Origin of the sequence: Arthrobacter sp. B2I5 (assembly GCF_030816735.1) — a bacterium.
Lineage (GTDB): Bacteria > Actinomycetota > Actinomycetes > Actinomycetales > Micrococcaceae > Arthrobacter.
Window position 1 is genome coordinate 2140258 of the sequence record NZ_JAUSYF010000001.1, and the last position, 14985, is coordinate 2155242.

Sequence of the window (14985 nt, forward strand, 5' to 3'; positions counted from 1 at the left end):
ACCTATGAGCACTCTCAGCTTCGACGCCACCGGCGCTGCCCAGCAGGCGCTTGACCAGCACCTTCCCGCCCTCGTGGAGGACCGGGTCGCCACCCGGATCTTCGCCAAGGACCACACCCTGTGGGGTCCCGACGCGGAATCCGAGTCCGCAGTCCGCCTCGGCTGGGTGGAGGCGGCAACAGTCTCGCAGCCTTTGGTCAAGGACATCCTGGAACTCCGCGACGCCCTGCGCGCCGAGGGCGTCAGCAGGATAGTGCTTTGCGGCATGGGCGGATCCTCGCTGGCCCCTGAGGTTATCGCGGGCACCGCCGGCGTCGAGCTGACAGTCCTGGACAGCACTGACCCGGACCAGGTCCGTGCTGCCCTTGCTGACCGGCTGGCGCAGACCGCGATCGTTGTCTCGTCCAAGTCCGGCTCCACGCTGGAAACCGACTCGCAGCGCCGGATTTTCGAGCAGGCCTTCACCCAGGCCGGCCTGGACGCCAAGAGCCGGATCATCATCGTGACGGACCCGGGCTCCCCGTTGGACAAGGCCTCCCGGGAAGCGGGCTACCGCGCTGTCTTCAACGCCGACCCCAACGTCGGCGGCCGCTACTCCGCGCTCACGGCGTTCGGCCTGGTACCTTCGGGGCTGGCCGGCGTGGATATCCAGGCGTTCCTGGATGAGGCTGAGGAAGCTGCCGAAATCCTGAACGATGACGCCCCCGAAAACATCGGGCTGGCCCTGGGCGCCGCGCTGGGCGGAACCAGCCCCTTGCGGAACAAAATCGTCATTGCCGAGGACGGCTCCGGCATTGTTGGGTTCGCTGATTGGGCTGAACAGCTCATCGCTGAATCCACCGGCAAGCTGGGAACCGGAATCCTGCCGGTCGTCGCGGGTCCCGATGCCCCGGAGGTAACCTCCGGCGCCCCCGACGTCCTGGTGGTCCGGCTCGTGGCCGCGGATGCCGACGTCGAACCCGGCGACAACCAAGTGGCCATTGCCGGCGGCCTTGCCACCCAGATGATGGTCTGGGAATTCGCCACGGCCGTTGCCGGGCGCCTCCTCGGCATCAACCCCTTCGACCAGCCTGACGTTGAGGCCGCCAAGGTGGCAGCGCGCGGACTCCTGGACGCCCAGCCGGAGCCCACGCCTGCAGCCTTCGTCGACGGCGCCATTGAGGTTCGCGGCGGGGACTGGCTCGGAAACGCTGCCACCGCTGAGGGCGCCGTCAAGGCCCTGCTGGGCACCCTGGCCGCGGACAGCTACCTGAGCGTCCAGGCGTACTTTGACCGGCTGGCCTTCGCCAACCTGGAGGGCATCCGGGATGAACTGGCCGCCGCCACCGGCCGTCCGGTGACATTCGGCTGGGGTCCGCGCTTCCTGCACTCCACCGGCCAGTTCCACAAGGGTGGACCTGCCATTGGCGTCTTCCTGCAGGTCACGGCCACGCCCGCCGAGGACCTGGGGATCCCTGACCGGCCCTTCAGCTTCGGGGAACTCATCGCCGCCCAGGCTGCAGGCGACGCCCAGGTCCTGGCTGGTCACGGCCGGCCCGTGCTGCGCCTCCACCTCACCAACCGTGCCGCCGGTGTGGCGCAGCTGCAGGACATTGCTGCTGCCCTGTCCACCCGCGCGTCCGCCACCGAAAGCTAAGGCACAAAAGCAACCATGCCAGAAACTGAATACGGCAGGAAGGGCGCGGGCCGCGGGCGCAATCCGCTGCGTGACCCGCGTGACCGCCGTTTGAACCGGATTGCCGGTCCGTCGTCGTTGGTCCTCTTTGGGGTGACCGGTGATTTGGCCCGGAAGAAGTTGATGCCGGCTGTGTACGACCTTGCCAACCGCGGGCTGTTGCCGCCGAGTTTCGCGTTGGTGGGCTTCGCCCGCCGGGAGTGGGACAAGGAGGATTTCGCCGCCGAGGTGAAGGCTTCGGTGCAGGCGCACGCCCGTACGCCGTTTGATGAGGCGGTCTGGAACCAGTTGTCCGAGGGCATCCGGTTTGTCCAGGGCGAGTTCGACGACGATGCTGCCTTTGAGCGGCTGGGTGAGACGATCAAGGAACTCGACGATGTCCGCGGCACCCGCGGGAACCACGCGTTCTATTTGTCGATCCCGCCCAAGGCGTTCGAACAGGTTTGCCGGCAGTTGTCCAAGCACGGCCTGGCGCAGGCCGACGGGGACAAGTGGCGGCGCGTGGTCATCGAAAAGCCGTTCGGGCACGACCTGGAGTCGGCGCGGAAGCTGAACGACATCGTCGAGTCGGTGTTCCCGCCGGACGCGGTGTTCCGGATCGACCACTACCTGGGCAAGGAAACGGTGCAGAACATCCTGGCACTGCGTTTCGCCAACCAGTTGTTCGAGCCGTTGTGGAACGCCAACTACGTGGACCACGTGCAGATCACCATGGCCGAGGACATCGGCACCGGCGGCCGGGCGGGGTATTACGACGGCGTGGGTGCTGCCCGTGACGTGATCCAGAACCACCTGCTCCAGCTGCTGGCGCTCACGGCCATGGAGGAGCCCATCTCCTTCAACGCCGATGACCTGCGGGCGGAGAAGGAAAAGGTCCTCGCCGCGGTCAAGCTTCCGGAGGACCTGTCCACGCACTCTGCGCGCGGACAATTCACCGGCGGCTGGCAGGGCGGCGAGCAGGTCCAGGGCTACCTGGAGGAAGAAGGCATCCCCGCCGATTCCACTACCGAGACCTACGCCGCGGTCCGCGTGGACATCCACACCCGCCGCTGGTCCGGAGTCCCGTTCTACCTCCGGGCGGGCAAGCGGCTGGGGCGGCGGGTGACGGAAATCGCCGTCGTCTTCAAACGCGCCCCCAACCTGCTGTTCCGTGACCACGGCGAGGACGATTTCGGACAGAACGCGGTAGTGATCCGGGTCCAGCCCGACGAGGGCGTGACCATCCGGTTCGGTTCCAAGGTCCCCGGCACCCAGATGGAAGTGCGGGACGTGACCATGGACTTCGGCTACGGCCACTCCTTCACCGAGTCCTCCCCCGAGGCCTACGAGCGGCTGATCCTTGACGTGCTCCTGGGCGAGCCGCCGCTGTTCCCGCGGCATGAGGAAGTGGAGCTGTCCTGGAAGATCCTCGACCCGTTCGAGGAATACTGGGCCTCCCTGTCAGAACAGCCCGAGCCCTACGCCCCCGGCTCCTGGGGCCCTGCCTCCGCTGACGAGCTGCTGGCCCGTGACGGACGAACCTGGAGAAGGCCATGATCGTTAACCTGCCCGACACCACCACCTCGAAGGTGTCCAAGAAACTCATGGCCCTGCGCGAGCAGGGCGGCGTCATTGCCCTGGGCCGGGTCCTGACCCTGGTTGTCGTGACCAAGTCCGGGCTCGAGGAAGAAGCAATCGAGGCCGCGAACGACGCCAGCCGGGAACACCCCTGCCGGATCATCGTCCTGGCCGACGCCGGGAAGGATAACGAAGACCGGCTCGACGCCCAGATCCGGGTGGGCGGGGACGCCGGCGCTTCGGAAGTCATCGTCCTGCGCGGCTACGGCCAGCTGGCCCACGAGTCCGAATCCCTGGTGGCCGCGCTGCTGCTCCCGGACGCTCCGATCGTGGCCTGGTGGCCGCACGGCGCCCCGGAAAACGCCTGCGAGACTTCCATCGGCGCAATCGCGCACCGACGGATCACCGATTCCGCCAACGAACCGGACCCGCAGGCCGCGCTGGAACGGATCCACCGCACCTACAAGGCCGGCGACACAGACCTCGCCTGGACCCGGCTGACCAACTGGCGGATCCAGCTCGCAGCGGCCCTGGATGGGGTGGACTCCTCCCCGGTAACGGCCGTCGCGGTCGAGGGCGCCTCGGACTCACCGTCCACCATCCTCCTCGCGGCGTGGCTCACCCTGACCCTGGACGCACCCGTCACCATCGTCGCGGACCCGGCCGGAACCGGCATCCGCCGCGTCCGGCTCACCCGCCCCGGGGGCGACGTCCAGCTCTTCCGCCCCGGACTCTCCGTGGCGGAACTGACCCAACCAGGCCAGCCCGCCCAGCGCATCTCGCTGCCGCGGCGCAGTCTCCGCGACTGCCTCGCCGAAGAGCTCCGCCGCCTCGACCCGGACGAAGTCTTTGGGGAAGTGATTACTATTGGACTGCCACGTACCAATCTAAGGAGCGTCCGACCCAGTGAGCGTTGACCCACGAGTAAGCATCCATCCGGATTCGTCCGTCCTCATGGCCGCCATCGCGGCACGCCTGATCACCAAGCTCGTTGATGTCCAGGACAAGTACGGCGAAGCCACAGTGGTGCTCACCGGGGGAACCGTGGGGATTGGCACGCTGAAAGCTGTTGCGGATTCACCGGCAGCGCCGGCCGTGGATTGGTCCAAGGTCAACTTCTGGTGGGGTGACGAACGTTTCGTTGGCTCCGCCGATCCTGAGCGGAATACCGGGCAGGCGTTCGACGCGTTGCTGTCGCACATCCCCGTGGACCCGGAGCGGGTGCATTCCCCTGGTTCGGCAGACGAGTTCGACACTCCGGAAGAAGCTGCCGAGGACTACGCACGCCGGCTGCGGGAAGCTGCTGCAGCCGAGCACGCGGCTGACATGTCCGACGACCGGCCGGAGGAACCCTCCGCACTCCCCCGCCTGGACGTGGTGCTGCTCGGCGTAGGACCCGACGCACACATTGCATCACTGTTCCCCGAACAGGCCGGCATCCGGGAAAAGGACCGCACGGTGGTGGGCGTCAGGAACTCCCCCAAGCCGCCGCCGCTGCGGATCTCCCTAACCCTGCCCGCCATTAATACGGCGGCGGAGGTATGGATGGTTGTTGCCGGGGAGGACAAGGCCGGAGCGGTGGGACTGGCCCTGGCCGGAGCCAACCCTGTCCAGGTACCGGCCTCCGGTCCCCGGGGAACCTCCCGTACCCTGTGGCTGATCGACGAGAACGCGGCCTCACGGGTCCCGCAGCAGTTGGTCCGGAAGGACGCCGCGGGCGCGTAACTTTTCCAGCGCTCCGGCCAGGACAGCTTCGGCGTCCTGGCCGGAGCGCCGTTCTTTAACGTATTCCAGGTGGCTCTTGTAGCCGTCGTCGAAGGGGTCGTCACCTGCCGCGGCACGGCCGTCCCGGGAAGCAGGAGCGCCGCAGCGCCTGCAGTCCCACATCGTGGGAATCTGGTCCTCCGGCATCTTCAGGAACACGGGCTGCGTCTCATGCCCCTTGGCGCACCAGTAGGACACGCGGATCCGCGGAAGCGGACGCGACGACGACGAGTCGGTGGACTGCAGGCTCGAACCGGACCCTGCCGTAACGCCGGCACGGGTGCCCCGGAACCCTGACGATGGGTGGACCATAACGACTCCTGCCTCGAAGGGAGCGCCGGCGGACCGGCAGCTTAAACAAGACTGTGGCTGCCGGGTTTTCCGACAGCCACAGTCTAATTCGCCGGCCTAAGGACCGGCAGGGCCTAAAGGACCTTGTCCAGCAGGGGTCAGGAGTCCCCGGTCCCGCTGAACCGCATGATCAGGCCGAGGGCAATGATCACCACGCCCCAGGTGACGCCGAGGATGACGGTGAAGCGGTTGAGGTTCCGTTCCGCCACACCTGAAGAGCTGAGGCCCGAGCTCATGCCGCCGCCGAACATATCGGACAACCCGCCACCGCGTCCCTTGTGCAGGAGGATCAGCAGCGTCAGCAGGAGGCTGGTGATACCCAGGAGGATCTGCAGAATGACATGAAGAACGTCCACGACGGCCTTTCGGAAGTTGGGATTACGGGAGTTTTGGCTGGTTACGGACTAGTCCGTGACCAGGTGGCTCTCGAACCTGACAATATTAGCAAACTCGGCCGGGTCCAGGCTTGCGCCGCCCACCAGCAGGCCGTCCACGTCGCGTTCCTGAAGGATCGCGGCCGCGTTGTTCGCCTTCACCGAGCCGCCGTAAAGCAGGCGGGTCTTAGCGGCCGTTTCCGCTCCAAACAACGACTCCAGCTCAGCGCGGATGGCGGCGCACATTTCCTGGGCGTCCTCGGGCCCAGCCACTTCGCCGGTGCCGATGGCCCAAACGGGTTCGTAAGCAACCACCAGTTCAGCGGCCTGTTCGTTTGTGAGCCCGGCCACGCCGGCGCGGAGCTGCTGCAGCGTGTGGTCCACGTGCGTTCCGGCCTGGCGGATCTCCAGGCCTTCGCCGACGCAGAGCACCGGAACCAGGTTGTGCTTGAAGGCAGCTTTGACCTTGGCGTTGAGGACCTCGTCGGATTCGTTGTGGATGGTCCGGCGTTCGCTGTGGCCCACCAGGACGTACTTGCAGCCAAGCTTGTTCAGGAACTGTCCCGAGATGTCACCGGTGTAGGCCCCCGAATCGAACTGCGACAGGTCCTGGCCACCGTAGGCGACCTGCAGGTCGTCGCCCTGGACCAGGGTCTGGACACCGCGGAGGTCCGTGAACGGCGGGAAGACGGCCACCTCGACGCGGCTGTAGTCGTGCTTGGCGTCGGAGAGGGTCCAGGCCAGCTTCTGCAGGAGGGTGATGCCCTGCACGTGGTCCATGTTCATCTTCCAGTTGCCCGCGATGAAGGGCTTGCGGTCAAAAGCGCCGTTCGTTGACGTAGTCACGTAATCTCCAAAAAGTTCTTGATATGGGTGCGGCCGGCAGGCTGCCGCGGGCAACCTGCCGGCCGGAGGACTGTGAAGTCCGGTTGCTGCTGGTCAGCAGCGGGGTTTTACCGGCCTGCTGCTATCGGTCCAGGACACTAAGGCCGGGCAGTTCCTTGCCTTCAAGGTACTCAAGGCTGGCACCGCCACCGGTGGAAATATGGCCGAACTGGTCATCACTGAATCCCAGCGTCCGCACTGCGGCAGCAGAATCGCCGCCGCCCACCACGGTGAATCCTTCAGTTTCGGTCAGGTCCTGCGCGATGGCACGGGTACCTGCCGAGAACGCCTCGAACTCAAAGACGCCCATGGGACCGTTCCAGAAAACCGTCCGCGCGCCCTTGATCCGTTCGGAAAAGGCAGCCGCGGTATCGGGCCCAATGTCCAGGCCGATGGCCTGGGGGCCGAAGCTGCTGCCTTCAATGGAGTCGGCCGCCACGGTTTCGTGCTTGGCGTCGGCAGCGAACTTCTCTGCCACCACGACGTCCGTGGGAACCACGAATTCGGTTCCGGCGTCAGCTGCGCGCTTCAGGTAGTCCTTGACGACAGGGATCTGGTCTTCCTCAAGGAGGCTCGAGCCAACCTTGTGGCCTGCTGCCGCCAGGAACGTGAAGAGCATGCCGCCGCCCACCATGATGGTGTCAGCTTTGCCGATCAGGTTATCGATCACCGCAAGCTTGTCCGAGACCTTGGAACCGCCGAGCACCACCACGTAGGGACGCTGGGTGTCAGTGGTCAGCTTCCGGAGGACTTCCACTTCGGTGTGCACCAGGTCGCCCTGGTACGACGGGAGCCGGGTGGCGACGTCGTAGACACTGGCGTGCTTGCGGTGGACCGCACCGAAGGCGTCGTCCACGTAGGCGCCGTTGCTGCCGGTCAATGCCACGAGTTCGTCCGCGAAGGCTCCGCGTTCAGCGTCGTCCTTGCTGGTCTCGCGGGCGTCGAAGCGGACGTTCTCGAGGACAAGGGCTTCGCCGTCCTGCAGCGATGCGGCGGCCGCCTTGGCGGCATCGCCGACGGTGTCGGCGGCCAGGGTGACCTTGAAGCCCGCCAGTTCGGCGAGGCGGTCCACTGCGGGACGGAGGGAGTACTTGTCTTCCGGGGCGCCCTTGGGGCGTCCGAGGTGGGCTGTAACCAGCACGCGGGCACCGGCGTCCGTGAGCTTTTGCAGCACTGGCAGGGAGGCCTTGATACGGCCATCATCAGTGACTGTAGAGCCGTCGAGCGGCACATTCAGGTCACTTCGAACCAGAATGTACCGCCCGCGGACACCTTCAGCGATCAGTTCGTTGAGGGTGTGAGATGTCATGTGTCTAACCCTAGCCCAGCTTGGATGCCACAAGCTCCGTAAGGTCTACGAGGCGGTTGGAGTAGCCCCATTCGTTGTCATACCAGGAAACAACCTTGACCTGGTTGCCGATGACCTTGGTCAGGCCCGAGTCGAAGATGGAGGACGCGGGGTCACCGACAATGTCCGAGGACACGATGGGCTCGTCCGTGTAGGTCAGGAAGCCCTGCAGTTCCTCGGACTCAGCCGCACGCTTGAGGGCTGCGTTGACTTCCTCCACGGTGGTTTCGCGGGAGACCGTAACGGTGAGGTCGGTGGCCGAGCCGGTGGGCACGGGGACGCGGATGGCGTAGCCATCCAGCTTGCCCTTGAGCTCCGGCAGGACCAGGCCAATGGCCTTGGCGGCGCCGGTGGAGGTGGGGACCATGTTGATGGCGGCGGCGCGGGCGCGGCGCAGGTCCTTGTGCGGACCGTCCTGCAGGTTCTGGTCTGCGGTGTAGGCGTGAACGGTGGTCATCAGGCCGCGTTCGATGCCGAATTCGTCGTTGACAACCTTGGCCAGGGGGCCGAGGCAGTTGGTGGTGCAGGATGCGTTGGAAATGATGTTGTGCTTGGCGTTGTCGTAGAGGTTGTGGTTGACACCCATCACGATGGTGATGTCCTCATCCGAGGCCGGAGCGGAGATCAGGACCTTCTTGGCACCGGCCTGGATGTGCTTCTGCGCGTCCGCTGCCTTGGTGAAGAAACCGGTGGATTCGATGACGATGTCCACGCCCAGTTCGCCCCACGGGAGGTTGGCGGGATCCCGCTCGGCGAGGACCTTCACAACGTTGCCGTTGACGACGATGTTGCCGTCCTTGACCTCGATGGTTTCCTTCAGGCGGCCGCCGACGGAGTCGTACTTGAAGAGGTGGGCCAGGGCTTCGGGGCTGGTGAGGTCGTTGACTGCAACGATCTCGAGGTCCGCGCCCTGAGCGAGTGCTGCGCGGAAGTAGTTGCGGCCAATACGGCCAAAGCCGTTGATACCAATACGGGTCGTCACTTTTTCAGTCTCCTTGGTGCTTTCAGAAGCACAACTAGTTGAGCGGGCTATCAAGCCAACTAACAGATCCCGCACGCCATTGGGCAGAGATGATTTACACGGAGGGCGACCAGCCTCATTGCTGAAGGCTAACCGCCTTCCGTGACCTATCTTACGTTTAACTGGGTCCGCCCCCGCAAGTGCGGGGGCGGACGGTCCACATCGCGGCCTGTTTAAGTCCGAATGTGAAGTTTGTTACAGCCATGTATGGCGCCGGCCACTACGGGAGGGTAATGAGTCCCGTGGCGTTGGTGCGTGCTGCCTCGAAGCGCTGGGCGACATCTGCCCAGTTGACGATGTTCCAGAATGCCTTGACGTAGTCGGCCTTCACGTTGACGTAGTCCAGGTAGAAGGCGTGCTCCCACATGTCCAGCATCAGCAGCGGGGTGGTGCCCAGGGCGGTGTTGCCCTGCTGGTCGTACAGCTGCTCGATGACGAGGTTTCCGCCGATGGGTTCGTAGGCCAGGAACCCCCAGCCCGATCCCTGGAGGCCCAGGGCAGCGGCAGAGAACTGTGCACGGAAGGCATCGAAGGAGCCGAAGGCGTCATCGATGGCGGCAGCGAGCTCACCCTCGGGCTTGTCGCCGCCGTCCGGGGAAAGGTTCTTCCAGAACACGGAGTGGTTGATGTGGCCGCCGGTGTGGAACGCGAGGTCCTTGGAAAGCCGGTTGATGTTGGCGAAGTCGCCCTTTTCGCGCGCCTCGGCCAGCTGGGCCAGGGCGTTGTTGGCGCCCGCCACATAGGTGGCGTGGTGCTTGCTGTGGTGCAGTTCCATGATCCGCGCAGAGATGTGCGGTTCGAGGGCGGCGTAGTCGTAGCTGAGTTCCGGCAAAACGTACTCGGTCACAAAATCCTCCAATATCGTGGACCCGCAGGCCCGGTTGGTAACTCTCGGATTGTGCATCCGGACAGCTGGTGCCCGGAATTATTTTTGATTCTATGGGGCGGTTACTCGTCCAGCATTTCGGGAGTCACATTGGCGTCCGTTCCGGGAATGCCCAGGTCAAGGGCGCGCTTGTCCGCCATGGCCAGCAGGCGGCGGATCCTGCCGGCAATTGCATCCTTGGTCATGACCGGATCGGCAAGGCGGCCCAGCTCGTCCAGGCTTGCCTGTTTGTGCGCCACCCGCAGTTCGCCCGCGTACTTGAGGTGGTCCGGAACGTCGTCGCCCAGGATTTCCAGCGCCCGGTCCACCCTTGCCCCTGCGGCCACGGCTGCCTGCGCGGAACGGCGCAGGTTGGCGTCGTCGAAGTTGGCGAGCCGGTTGGCGGTGGCCCTGACCTCCTTGCGCATGCGGCGTTCCTCCCACACCATCAGCGCGTCGTGCGCCCCCATGCGGGTGAGGAGGGCGGCAATGGTGTCGCCGTCACGGATGACCACGCGATCCACTCCCCTGACTTCCCGGGCCTTGGCCTGGATGTCCAGCCGGCGGGCCGCGCCCACCAGGGCCAGCGCGGATTCCGGCCCCGGGCAGGTGACCTCAAGCGAGGACGACCGGCCCGGCTCCGTGAGTGAGCCATGGGCCAGGAACGCTCCGCGCCAGACGGCTTCGGCATCTGCCGCGGAGCCATTGACGACGGCGGACGGCAGGCCGCGCACGGGGCGTCCCCGGCCGTCCAGGAGACCGGTCTGGCGGGCAAGCGCCTCGCCGTCGCGGACCACGCGGACCACGTACCGGCTGGCGCGCCGGAGTCCGCCGGCCGACACCACGATGATCTCGCTCTGGTGCCCGTAGACCTCGGCGATCGCGGCCCGGAGCCTGCGGGCCGTCGAGGCGAGGTCGACTTCCGCCTCGATGACGATCCTGCCGGAGATGATGTGCAGTCCCCCGGCGAACCGGAGCATGGCGGAGACTTCGGCCTTGCGCACTGATGACTTCTTGATGTCCAGACGGGACAGTTCTTCCTTGACTGATGCTGTCAGTGCCATGGCACCTTCCTAACTGTTCCCAAAAATGTCCTGGTACGCCGTCGCCAGCCGCAGCGGCTCGTGGACAGGGCGGCGTCCCGACGCCCCTACTTTACCCAAGACCACCTCTGCCCCGATCATGCCGGCAGCCTTCTCGAACTCCTGCCGGTCCGGTACGGACGAAGGGTCCGCCAGGACCACGTCCACGCTAAACTCGGGGGCGTAGCGCCGAAGGACGTGGAGGTGGTCCGCCGCCGTCATGCCGGTGGTTTCCTTGGTGTCCGTGGCGAGGTTCATGGTCAGGCAGCGCTTGGCGGGCGTGCTGCAGAGGGCCTGGCGCATCTCCGGCAGGAGCAGGTGCGGCAGGACTGAGGTGTACCAGGACCCCGGGCCCAGGACCACCCAGTCCGCCAGCTCAATGGCGGTCAGGGCATCCGTGCAGGCCGGCGCCGCTTTGGGCAGGAGCCGGACTTCCTCGAGCGAACCGGCCACCGCGCACCGGGCCTGGCCGTGGATGGTCTGCAGTGCCGTTCCGCCGTCCGGGGCGGTCACCCGCACATCGCCTTCAATGGTGAGCGGGACGGTGGACATCGGCAGGACCTGGCCGCGGGCTCCGAGCAGGGCGCCGGCCCATTTGAGCCCGGCAACGGTATCGCCCAGCAGCTCCCACAGGGTGACGATCAGCAGGTTCCCCATGGCGTGCTCGTCCAGCGAACCGCCGGGCCCCTTCCCGGCGCGGAACCGGTGCTGCATGACGTCCCGCCAGGTGCGGCCCCAGTCGGTGTCGTCGCAGAGCGCGGACAGGGCCATGCGGAGGTCTCCCGGCGGAAGGACGCCGTACTCCTCGCGCAGACGCCCGGAGGAGCCGCCGTCGTCCGCAACCGTGACCACCGCGGTGAGTTCGGAGGTGAGCAGGCGCAGCGCGGACAGGGAGGCCGCCAGGCCGTGGCCGCCGCCCAAAGCCACCACGTTGGGGCCCTTGTCCTGCTGGCCCGAGCCCTTGCCGGCGGCGGGCGGCACCAGGGGCAGGGCTCCGGTGAACAGGGCCATTATTCGCGGCCCAGATCCCGGTGCGCGGTGGTCACCGTGACCCGCGGGTACTGCGCAAGTTTCTTGGAAAGCTCCACTGCGACCGCCACGGAGCGGTGCTTGCCGCCGGTACAGCCGACGGCAATGGTGGCGTAGTGCTTGTTCTCGCGGCGGTAGCCCTCAAGGACGGGTTCCAGGGCCAGGACGTAGCGGTCCACGAAGTTCTTGACGCCCTCGGCCTCCAGCACGTAGTCGCTGACGTCCTTGTCCAGGCCGGTCTGCGGACGCAGCTGCGGCACCCAGTGCGGGTTGGGTATGAACCTGACGTCAGCCACATAGTTCGCGTCCACCGGCAGGCCGTATTTGAAGCCAAAGCTCATGACGTTCAGCCGCAGGGCCACCGGACCGGTTTCGCTGAACAGTTCGGTGATGGCGGTGGCCAGGCCGTGGACGTTGTAGTTGGAGGTGTCCAGGACGACGTCGGAGCTGTCGCGCAGTTCCTGCAGCAGCTCGCGTTCAGCAGCGATGCCGTCCAGGATGCGTCCACCGCCCTGCAGCGGATGGGGCCGGCGCCCCTGTTCGAACCTCCGGACCAGGACGTTGTCGCTGGCGTCAAGGAACAGGACACGGAAGGTGACCCCGCTCGCGGCCAGAGCCCCCAGGGCCGCGCGGATATCCGCGAAGAGGCCCTTGCTGCGGACATCGATCACTACTGCGAGCCGGGGAATCGACTGCGGGGCGTGTGAGACGAGCTCCGCCAGGGTGCCCAGCATCTGGGGCGGGAGGTTCTCCACGACATACCAGCCGTGGTCTTCCAGGGCGTCCGCGGCGGTGCTCCGCCCCGCGCCGGACATTCCGGTGACCACCAGCAGCTCCGCTTCGAGCGGTTTGACGGGCTCCAGCCCGTCCTGATCCGCTCCGGATCCCGCCGTCGTGTCTGCCATGAAGCCTGCCCCGTTTCTTCGTTGTCCGCCGGCAGCCGCGATGGCGCTGCCCGTCCTTTACCCTAGCTAAGTTTCGGGGGCAGGCGCTAAGTCTCGATGATTTCGCCGGTGGTCATGTTGATCGCCGGCATGGCAACGGCCCCGGGTCCGTCGGACGCGAAGTGGTTCACGATGGCGGTGGCCAGTGCCGGACCAATCCCCTTTGCCTGCGCGAGCTCTTCCACGGTGGCGGCCTTGACGCCCTTGACCGATCCAAAATGGGCCAGCAGGGCTTTGCGCTTGGACGCACCGAGGCCCGGAACGGCGTCGAGTGCCGACACCGTCATGGCCTTGCCCCGCTTTTGCCGGTGGAACGTGATGGCGAAGCGGTGCGCCTCGTCGCGGATCCGCTGCAGCAGGTACAGCCCCTGGGACGTCCGGGGCAGGATGACGGGGAAGTCGCTGTCCGGGAGCCACACTTCCTCCAGCCGTTTAGCCAGGCCCACGACATAGACGTCGTCGATGCCCAGGTCCCGCAGTGCACGGGCCGCGGCGTTCACCTGCGGCTGCCCGCCGTCCACCACCACGAGGTTGGGCGGGTAGGCGAATTTTGCCTTGGGGGCAGGCGTGGTGGTGTCCAGCACGGCAGGGTTGTCCACTGCCGCTTCCCGGGCACTGTCCTGCCCGTCGGAGGCCAGGACGGATTCGTCCACCTGGGCAGACTTGTCCTGCAGGTAATAACGGAAGCGCCGCGTCAGGACGTCATGCATGGCCGCCGTGTCATCGGCCGCGGCGGGACCGGTGATGGAGAACTTGCGGTAATCGGACTTCTTGGGCAGCCCGTCCTCCACCACCACCATGGATGCCACCACGTTGGTGCCCTGGACATGGGAGACGTCGAAGCATTCGATCCGGAGCAGGGGCACGGGCAGGTCCAGCGCCTCCTGGAGTTCCTGGAGGGCCTGGGACCTGACGGTGATGTCGCCGGCGCGCCGCGTCTTGTGGAGTTTCAGCGCATGCTCGGCGTTCTCCCGGACGGTGGACATCAACGCCGCCTTGTCTCCGCGCTGCGGCACCCGGATGTCCACCTTGGCACCGCGGATGCCGCCCAGCCATTTGGCAAGGTCCTCCGCGTTGCTGGGCGCCACCGGCACCAGGACTTCGCGGGGCAGCCGGCCGTGGGTGTCGCCGTCCTCGCCGTAGACCTGCTGCAGCAGGTGCTCCACGAGGTCCGGAGTGGTGAAGTCCTCCACCTTCTCCACCACCCAGCCGCGCTGGCCGCGGATCCGGCCGCCGCGGACATGGAACACCTGGACCGCGGCCTCCAGTTCGTCTTCATGCAGGGCGAAAACGTCGGCGTCGGTATCCTCGGCCAGCACCACTGCGTTCCGCTCGAAGACCTTGCGCAGGGCGGTGATGTCGTCCCGCAACCGGGCAGCATGCTCGTAGTCGAGCTTCGCCACGGCGTCGGCCATCTGCTTCTCCAGCTTGTTGATGAACCGCTTCGCCTCTCCCCCCATAAAGGCGCAGAAGTCCTCCGCCAGCGCCCGGTGGTCTTCCGGCGAGATCCGCCCCACGCAGGGCGCGGAGCACTTGTCGATGTATCCCAGCAGGCAGGGGCGTCCACTGGCCTGCGCACGCTTGAAGACGCCGGCGCTGCAGCTGCGGACGGGGAAGACGCGGAGCAGGGTGTCCATGGTTTCGCGGATGGCCCCGGCGGTGTACGGCCCGAAGTAGCGGGTCCCTTTGCGCTTGTCCCCCCGCATGACCTGTACCCGGGGGTACTTCTCGCTCATGGTCACGGCAAGGTAGGGATAGGTTTTGTCATCCCGGAACACCACATTAAAGCGCGGCTTGAATTCCTTGATCCAGGTGTATTCGAGCTGCAGCGATTCCAGCTCGCTGCCAACCACGGTCCACTCGACGCTGCTGGCCGCGTGGACCATGGCGTAGGTCTTGGGCAGCAGTCCGGCCGGGTTGGCGAAGTAGGAGTTCAGCCGGGACCGGAGGCTTTTCGCTTTGCCGACATAGATCACCCGGCCGTGCGGATCACGGAACCGGTAGACGCCCGGGTTGGTGGGGATTTCACCGGTTTTGGGCCGGTAACTTGCTGGGTTTGCCACCTATCAAGTCTACTGAGTCGCGCCGCG

The 14985-nt window shown here is 66.1% G+C and carries 14 protein-coding genes; 4 read left to right on the top strand and 10 right to left on the bottom strand.

Features of this window, described 5'->3' with window-relative positions; translation table 11 throughout:
• The first annotated feature begins 4 nt into the window (after positions 1-4).
• The 4 genes from QFZ60_RS10225 to pgl are packed head-to-tail and all read left to right on the top strand — an operon-like array spanning position 5 to position 4957.
• Positions 5-1636 carry a glucose-6-phosphate isomerase gene (locus QFZ60_RS10225; RefSeq protein WP_307090235.1) on the top strand — a complete coding sequence of 544 codons (1632 nt, stop codon included), beginning with the start codon at positions 5-7 and terminating at the stop codon, positions 1634-1636.
• 15 nt (positions 1637-1651) lie between these two features.
• Positions 1652-3211 (top strand): glucose-6-phosphate dehydrogenase, encoded by a 1560-nt coding sequence (zwf, locus tag QFZ60_RS10230; RefSeq protein WP_142121718.1) that lies wholly within the window; start codon positions 1652-1654, stop codon positions 3209-3211.
• Complete coding sequence (locus QFZ60_RS10235; protein ID WP_142121716.1) at positions 3208-4149, top strand: glucose-6-phosphate dehydrogenase assembly protein OpcA; 942 nt, start codon at positions 3208-3210, stop codon at positions 4147-4149. Before zwf ends, QFZ60_RS10235 begins: the two co-directional genes overlap by 4 nt.
• Positions 4139-4957 carry a 6-phosphogluconolactonase gene (gene pgl, locus QFZ60_RS10240; RefSeq protein ID WP_307090239.1) on the top strand — a complete coding sequence of 273 codons (819 nt, stop codon included), beginning with the start codon at positions 4139-4141 and terminating at the stop codon, positions 4955-4957. Before QFZ60_RS10235 ends, pgl begins: the two co-directional genes overlap by 11 nt.
• Here the strand turns inward: pgl and QFZ60_RS10245 are convergent.
• From QFZ60_RS10245 to uvrC, 10 genes are all read right to left on the bottom strand, one after another.
• The gene (locus QFZ60_RS10245; protein WP_142121712.1) at positions 4910-5308 is read right to left on the bottom strand and encodes an RNA polymerase-binding protein RbpA; all 399 of its coding nucleotides are present in this window, start codon (positions 5306-5308) and stop codon (positions 4910-4912) included. The two genes, pgl and QFZ60_RS10245, sit on opposite strands and share 48 nt — an antisense overlap.
• A 137-nt stretch (positions 5309-5445) precedes the next feature.
• Complete coding sequence (gene secG, locus QFZ60_RS10250; protein ID WP_142121710.1) at positions 5446-5703, bottom strand: preprotein translocase subunit SecG; 258 nt, start codon at positions 5701-5703, stop codon at positions 5446-5448.
• A 48-nt stretch (positions 5704-5751) separates the two neighbouring features.
• Complete coding sequence (gene tpiA, locus QFZ60_RS10255) at positions 5752-6567, bottom strand: triose-phosphate isomerase (protein WP_142121708.1); 816 nt, start codon at positions 6565-6567, stop codon at positions 5752-5754.
• Positions 6568-6688: 121 nt separating this feature from the next.
• Complete coding sequence (pgk, locus tag QFZ60_RS10260) at positions 6689-7915, bottom strand: phosphoglycerate kinase (protein ID WP_307090243.1); 1227 nt, start codon at positions 7913-7915, stop codon at positions 6689-6691.
• A 10-nt stretch (positions 7916-7925) separates the two neighbouring features.
• Positions 7926-8936, bottom strand: a complete 1011-nt coding sequence (gene gap / locus QFZ60_RS10265; RefSeq protein ID WP_142031193.1) for a type I glyceraldehyde-3-phosphate dehydrogenase — start codon at positions 8934-8936, stop codon at positions 7926-7928.
• A 259-nt stretch (positions 8937-9195) separates the two neighbouring features.
• On the bottom strand, positions 9196-9822 hold the full coding sequence (locus QFZ60_RS10270) for a superoxide dismutase (protein ID WP_056333700.1): 627 nt from the start codon (positions 9820-9822) through the stop codon (positions 9196-9198).
• 101 nt (positions 9823-9923) lie between these two features.
• Positions 9924-10904: a DNA-binding protein WhiA gene (gene whiA, locus QFZ60_RS10275; protein WP_015937022.1), complete on the bottom strand. Its 981-nt coding sequence runs from the start codon at positions 10902-10904 to the stop codon at positions 9924-9926.
• A 9-nt stretch (positions 10905-10913) separates the two neighbouring features.
• Complete coding sequence (gene yvcK / locus QFZ60_RS10280; RefSeq protein WP_142121704.1) at positions 10914-11933, bottom strand: uridine diphosphate-N-acetylglucosamine-binding protein YvcK; 1020 nt, start codon at positions 11931-11933, stop codon at positions 10914-10916.
• Positions 11933-12856 carry an RNase adapter RapZ gene (gene rapZ / locus QFZ60_RS10285; protein ID WP_142031191.1) on the bottom strand — a complete coding sequence of 308 codons (924 nt, stop codon included), beginning with the start codon at positions 12854-12856 and terminating at the stop codon, positions 11933-11935. The genes yvcK and rapZ overlap by 1 nt, the downstream gene beginning before the upstream one ends.
• A gap of 86 nt (positions 12857-12942) precedes the next feature.
• Positions 12943-14958 (bottom strand): excinuclease ABC subunit UvrC, encoded by a 2016-nt coding sequence (gene uvrC, locus QFZ60_RS10290; protein WP_307090246.1) that lies wholly within the window; start codon positions 14956-14958, stop codon positions 12943-12945.
• Positions 14959-14985: the final 27 nt, after the last annotated feature.

What these genes read in the sequence shown, in the direction of transcription:
- QFZ60_RS10225 (WP_307090235.1), top strand. Translation starts at nt 5, where the DNA reads ATGAGCACTCTCAGCTTCGACGCCACCGGCGCTGCCCAGCAGGCGCTT.
- zwf (WP_142121718.1), top strand. Translation starts at nt 1,652, where the DNA reads ATGCCAGAAACTGAATACGGCAGGAAGGGCGCGGGCCGCGGGCGCAAT.
- QFZ60_RS10235 (WP_142121716.1), top strand. Translation starts at nt 3,208, where the DNA reads ATGATCGTTAACCTGCCCGACACCACCACCTCGAAGGTGTCCAAGAAA.
- QFZ60_RS10245 (WP_142121712.1), bottom strand. Translation starts at nt 5,308, where the DNA reads ATGGTCCACCCATCGTCAGGGTTCCGGGGCACCCGTGCCGGCGTTACG.
- pgk (WP_307090243.1), bottom strand. Translation starts at nt 7,915, where the DNA reads ATGACATCTCACACCCTCAACGAACTGATCGCTGAAGGTGTCCGCGGG.
- whiA (WP_015937022.1), bottom strand. Translation starts at nt 10,904, where the DNA reads ATGGCACTGACAGCATCAGTCAAGGAAGAACTGTCCCGTCTGGACATC.
- yvcK (WP_142121704.1), bottom strand. Translation starts at nt 11,933, where the DNA reads ATGGCCCTGTTCACCGGAGCCCTGCCCCTGGTGCCGCCCGCCGCCGGC.
- rapZ (WP_142031191.1), bottom strand. Translation starts at nt 12,856, where the DNA reads ATGGCAGACACGACGGCGGGATCCGGAGCGGATCAGGACGGGCTGGAG.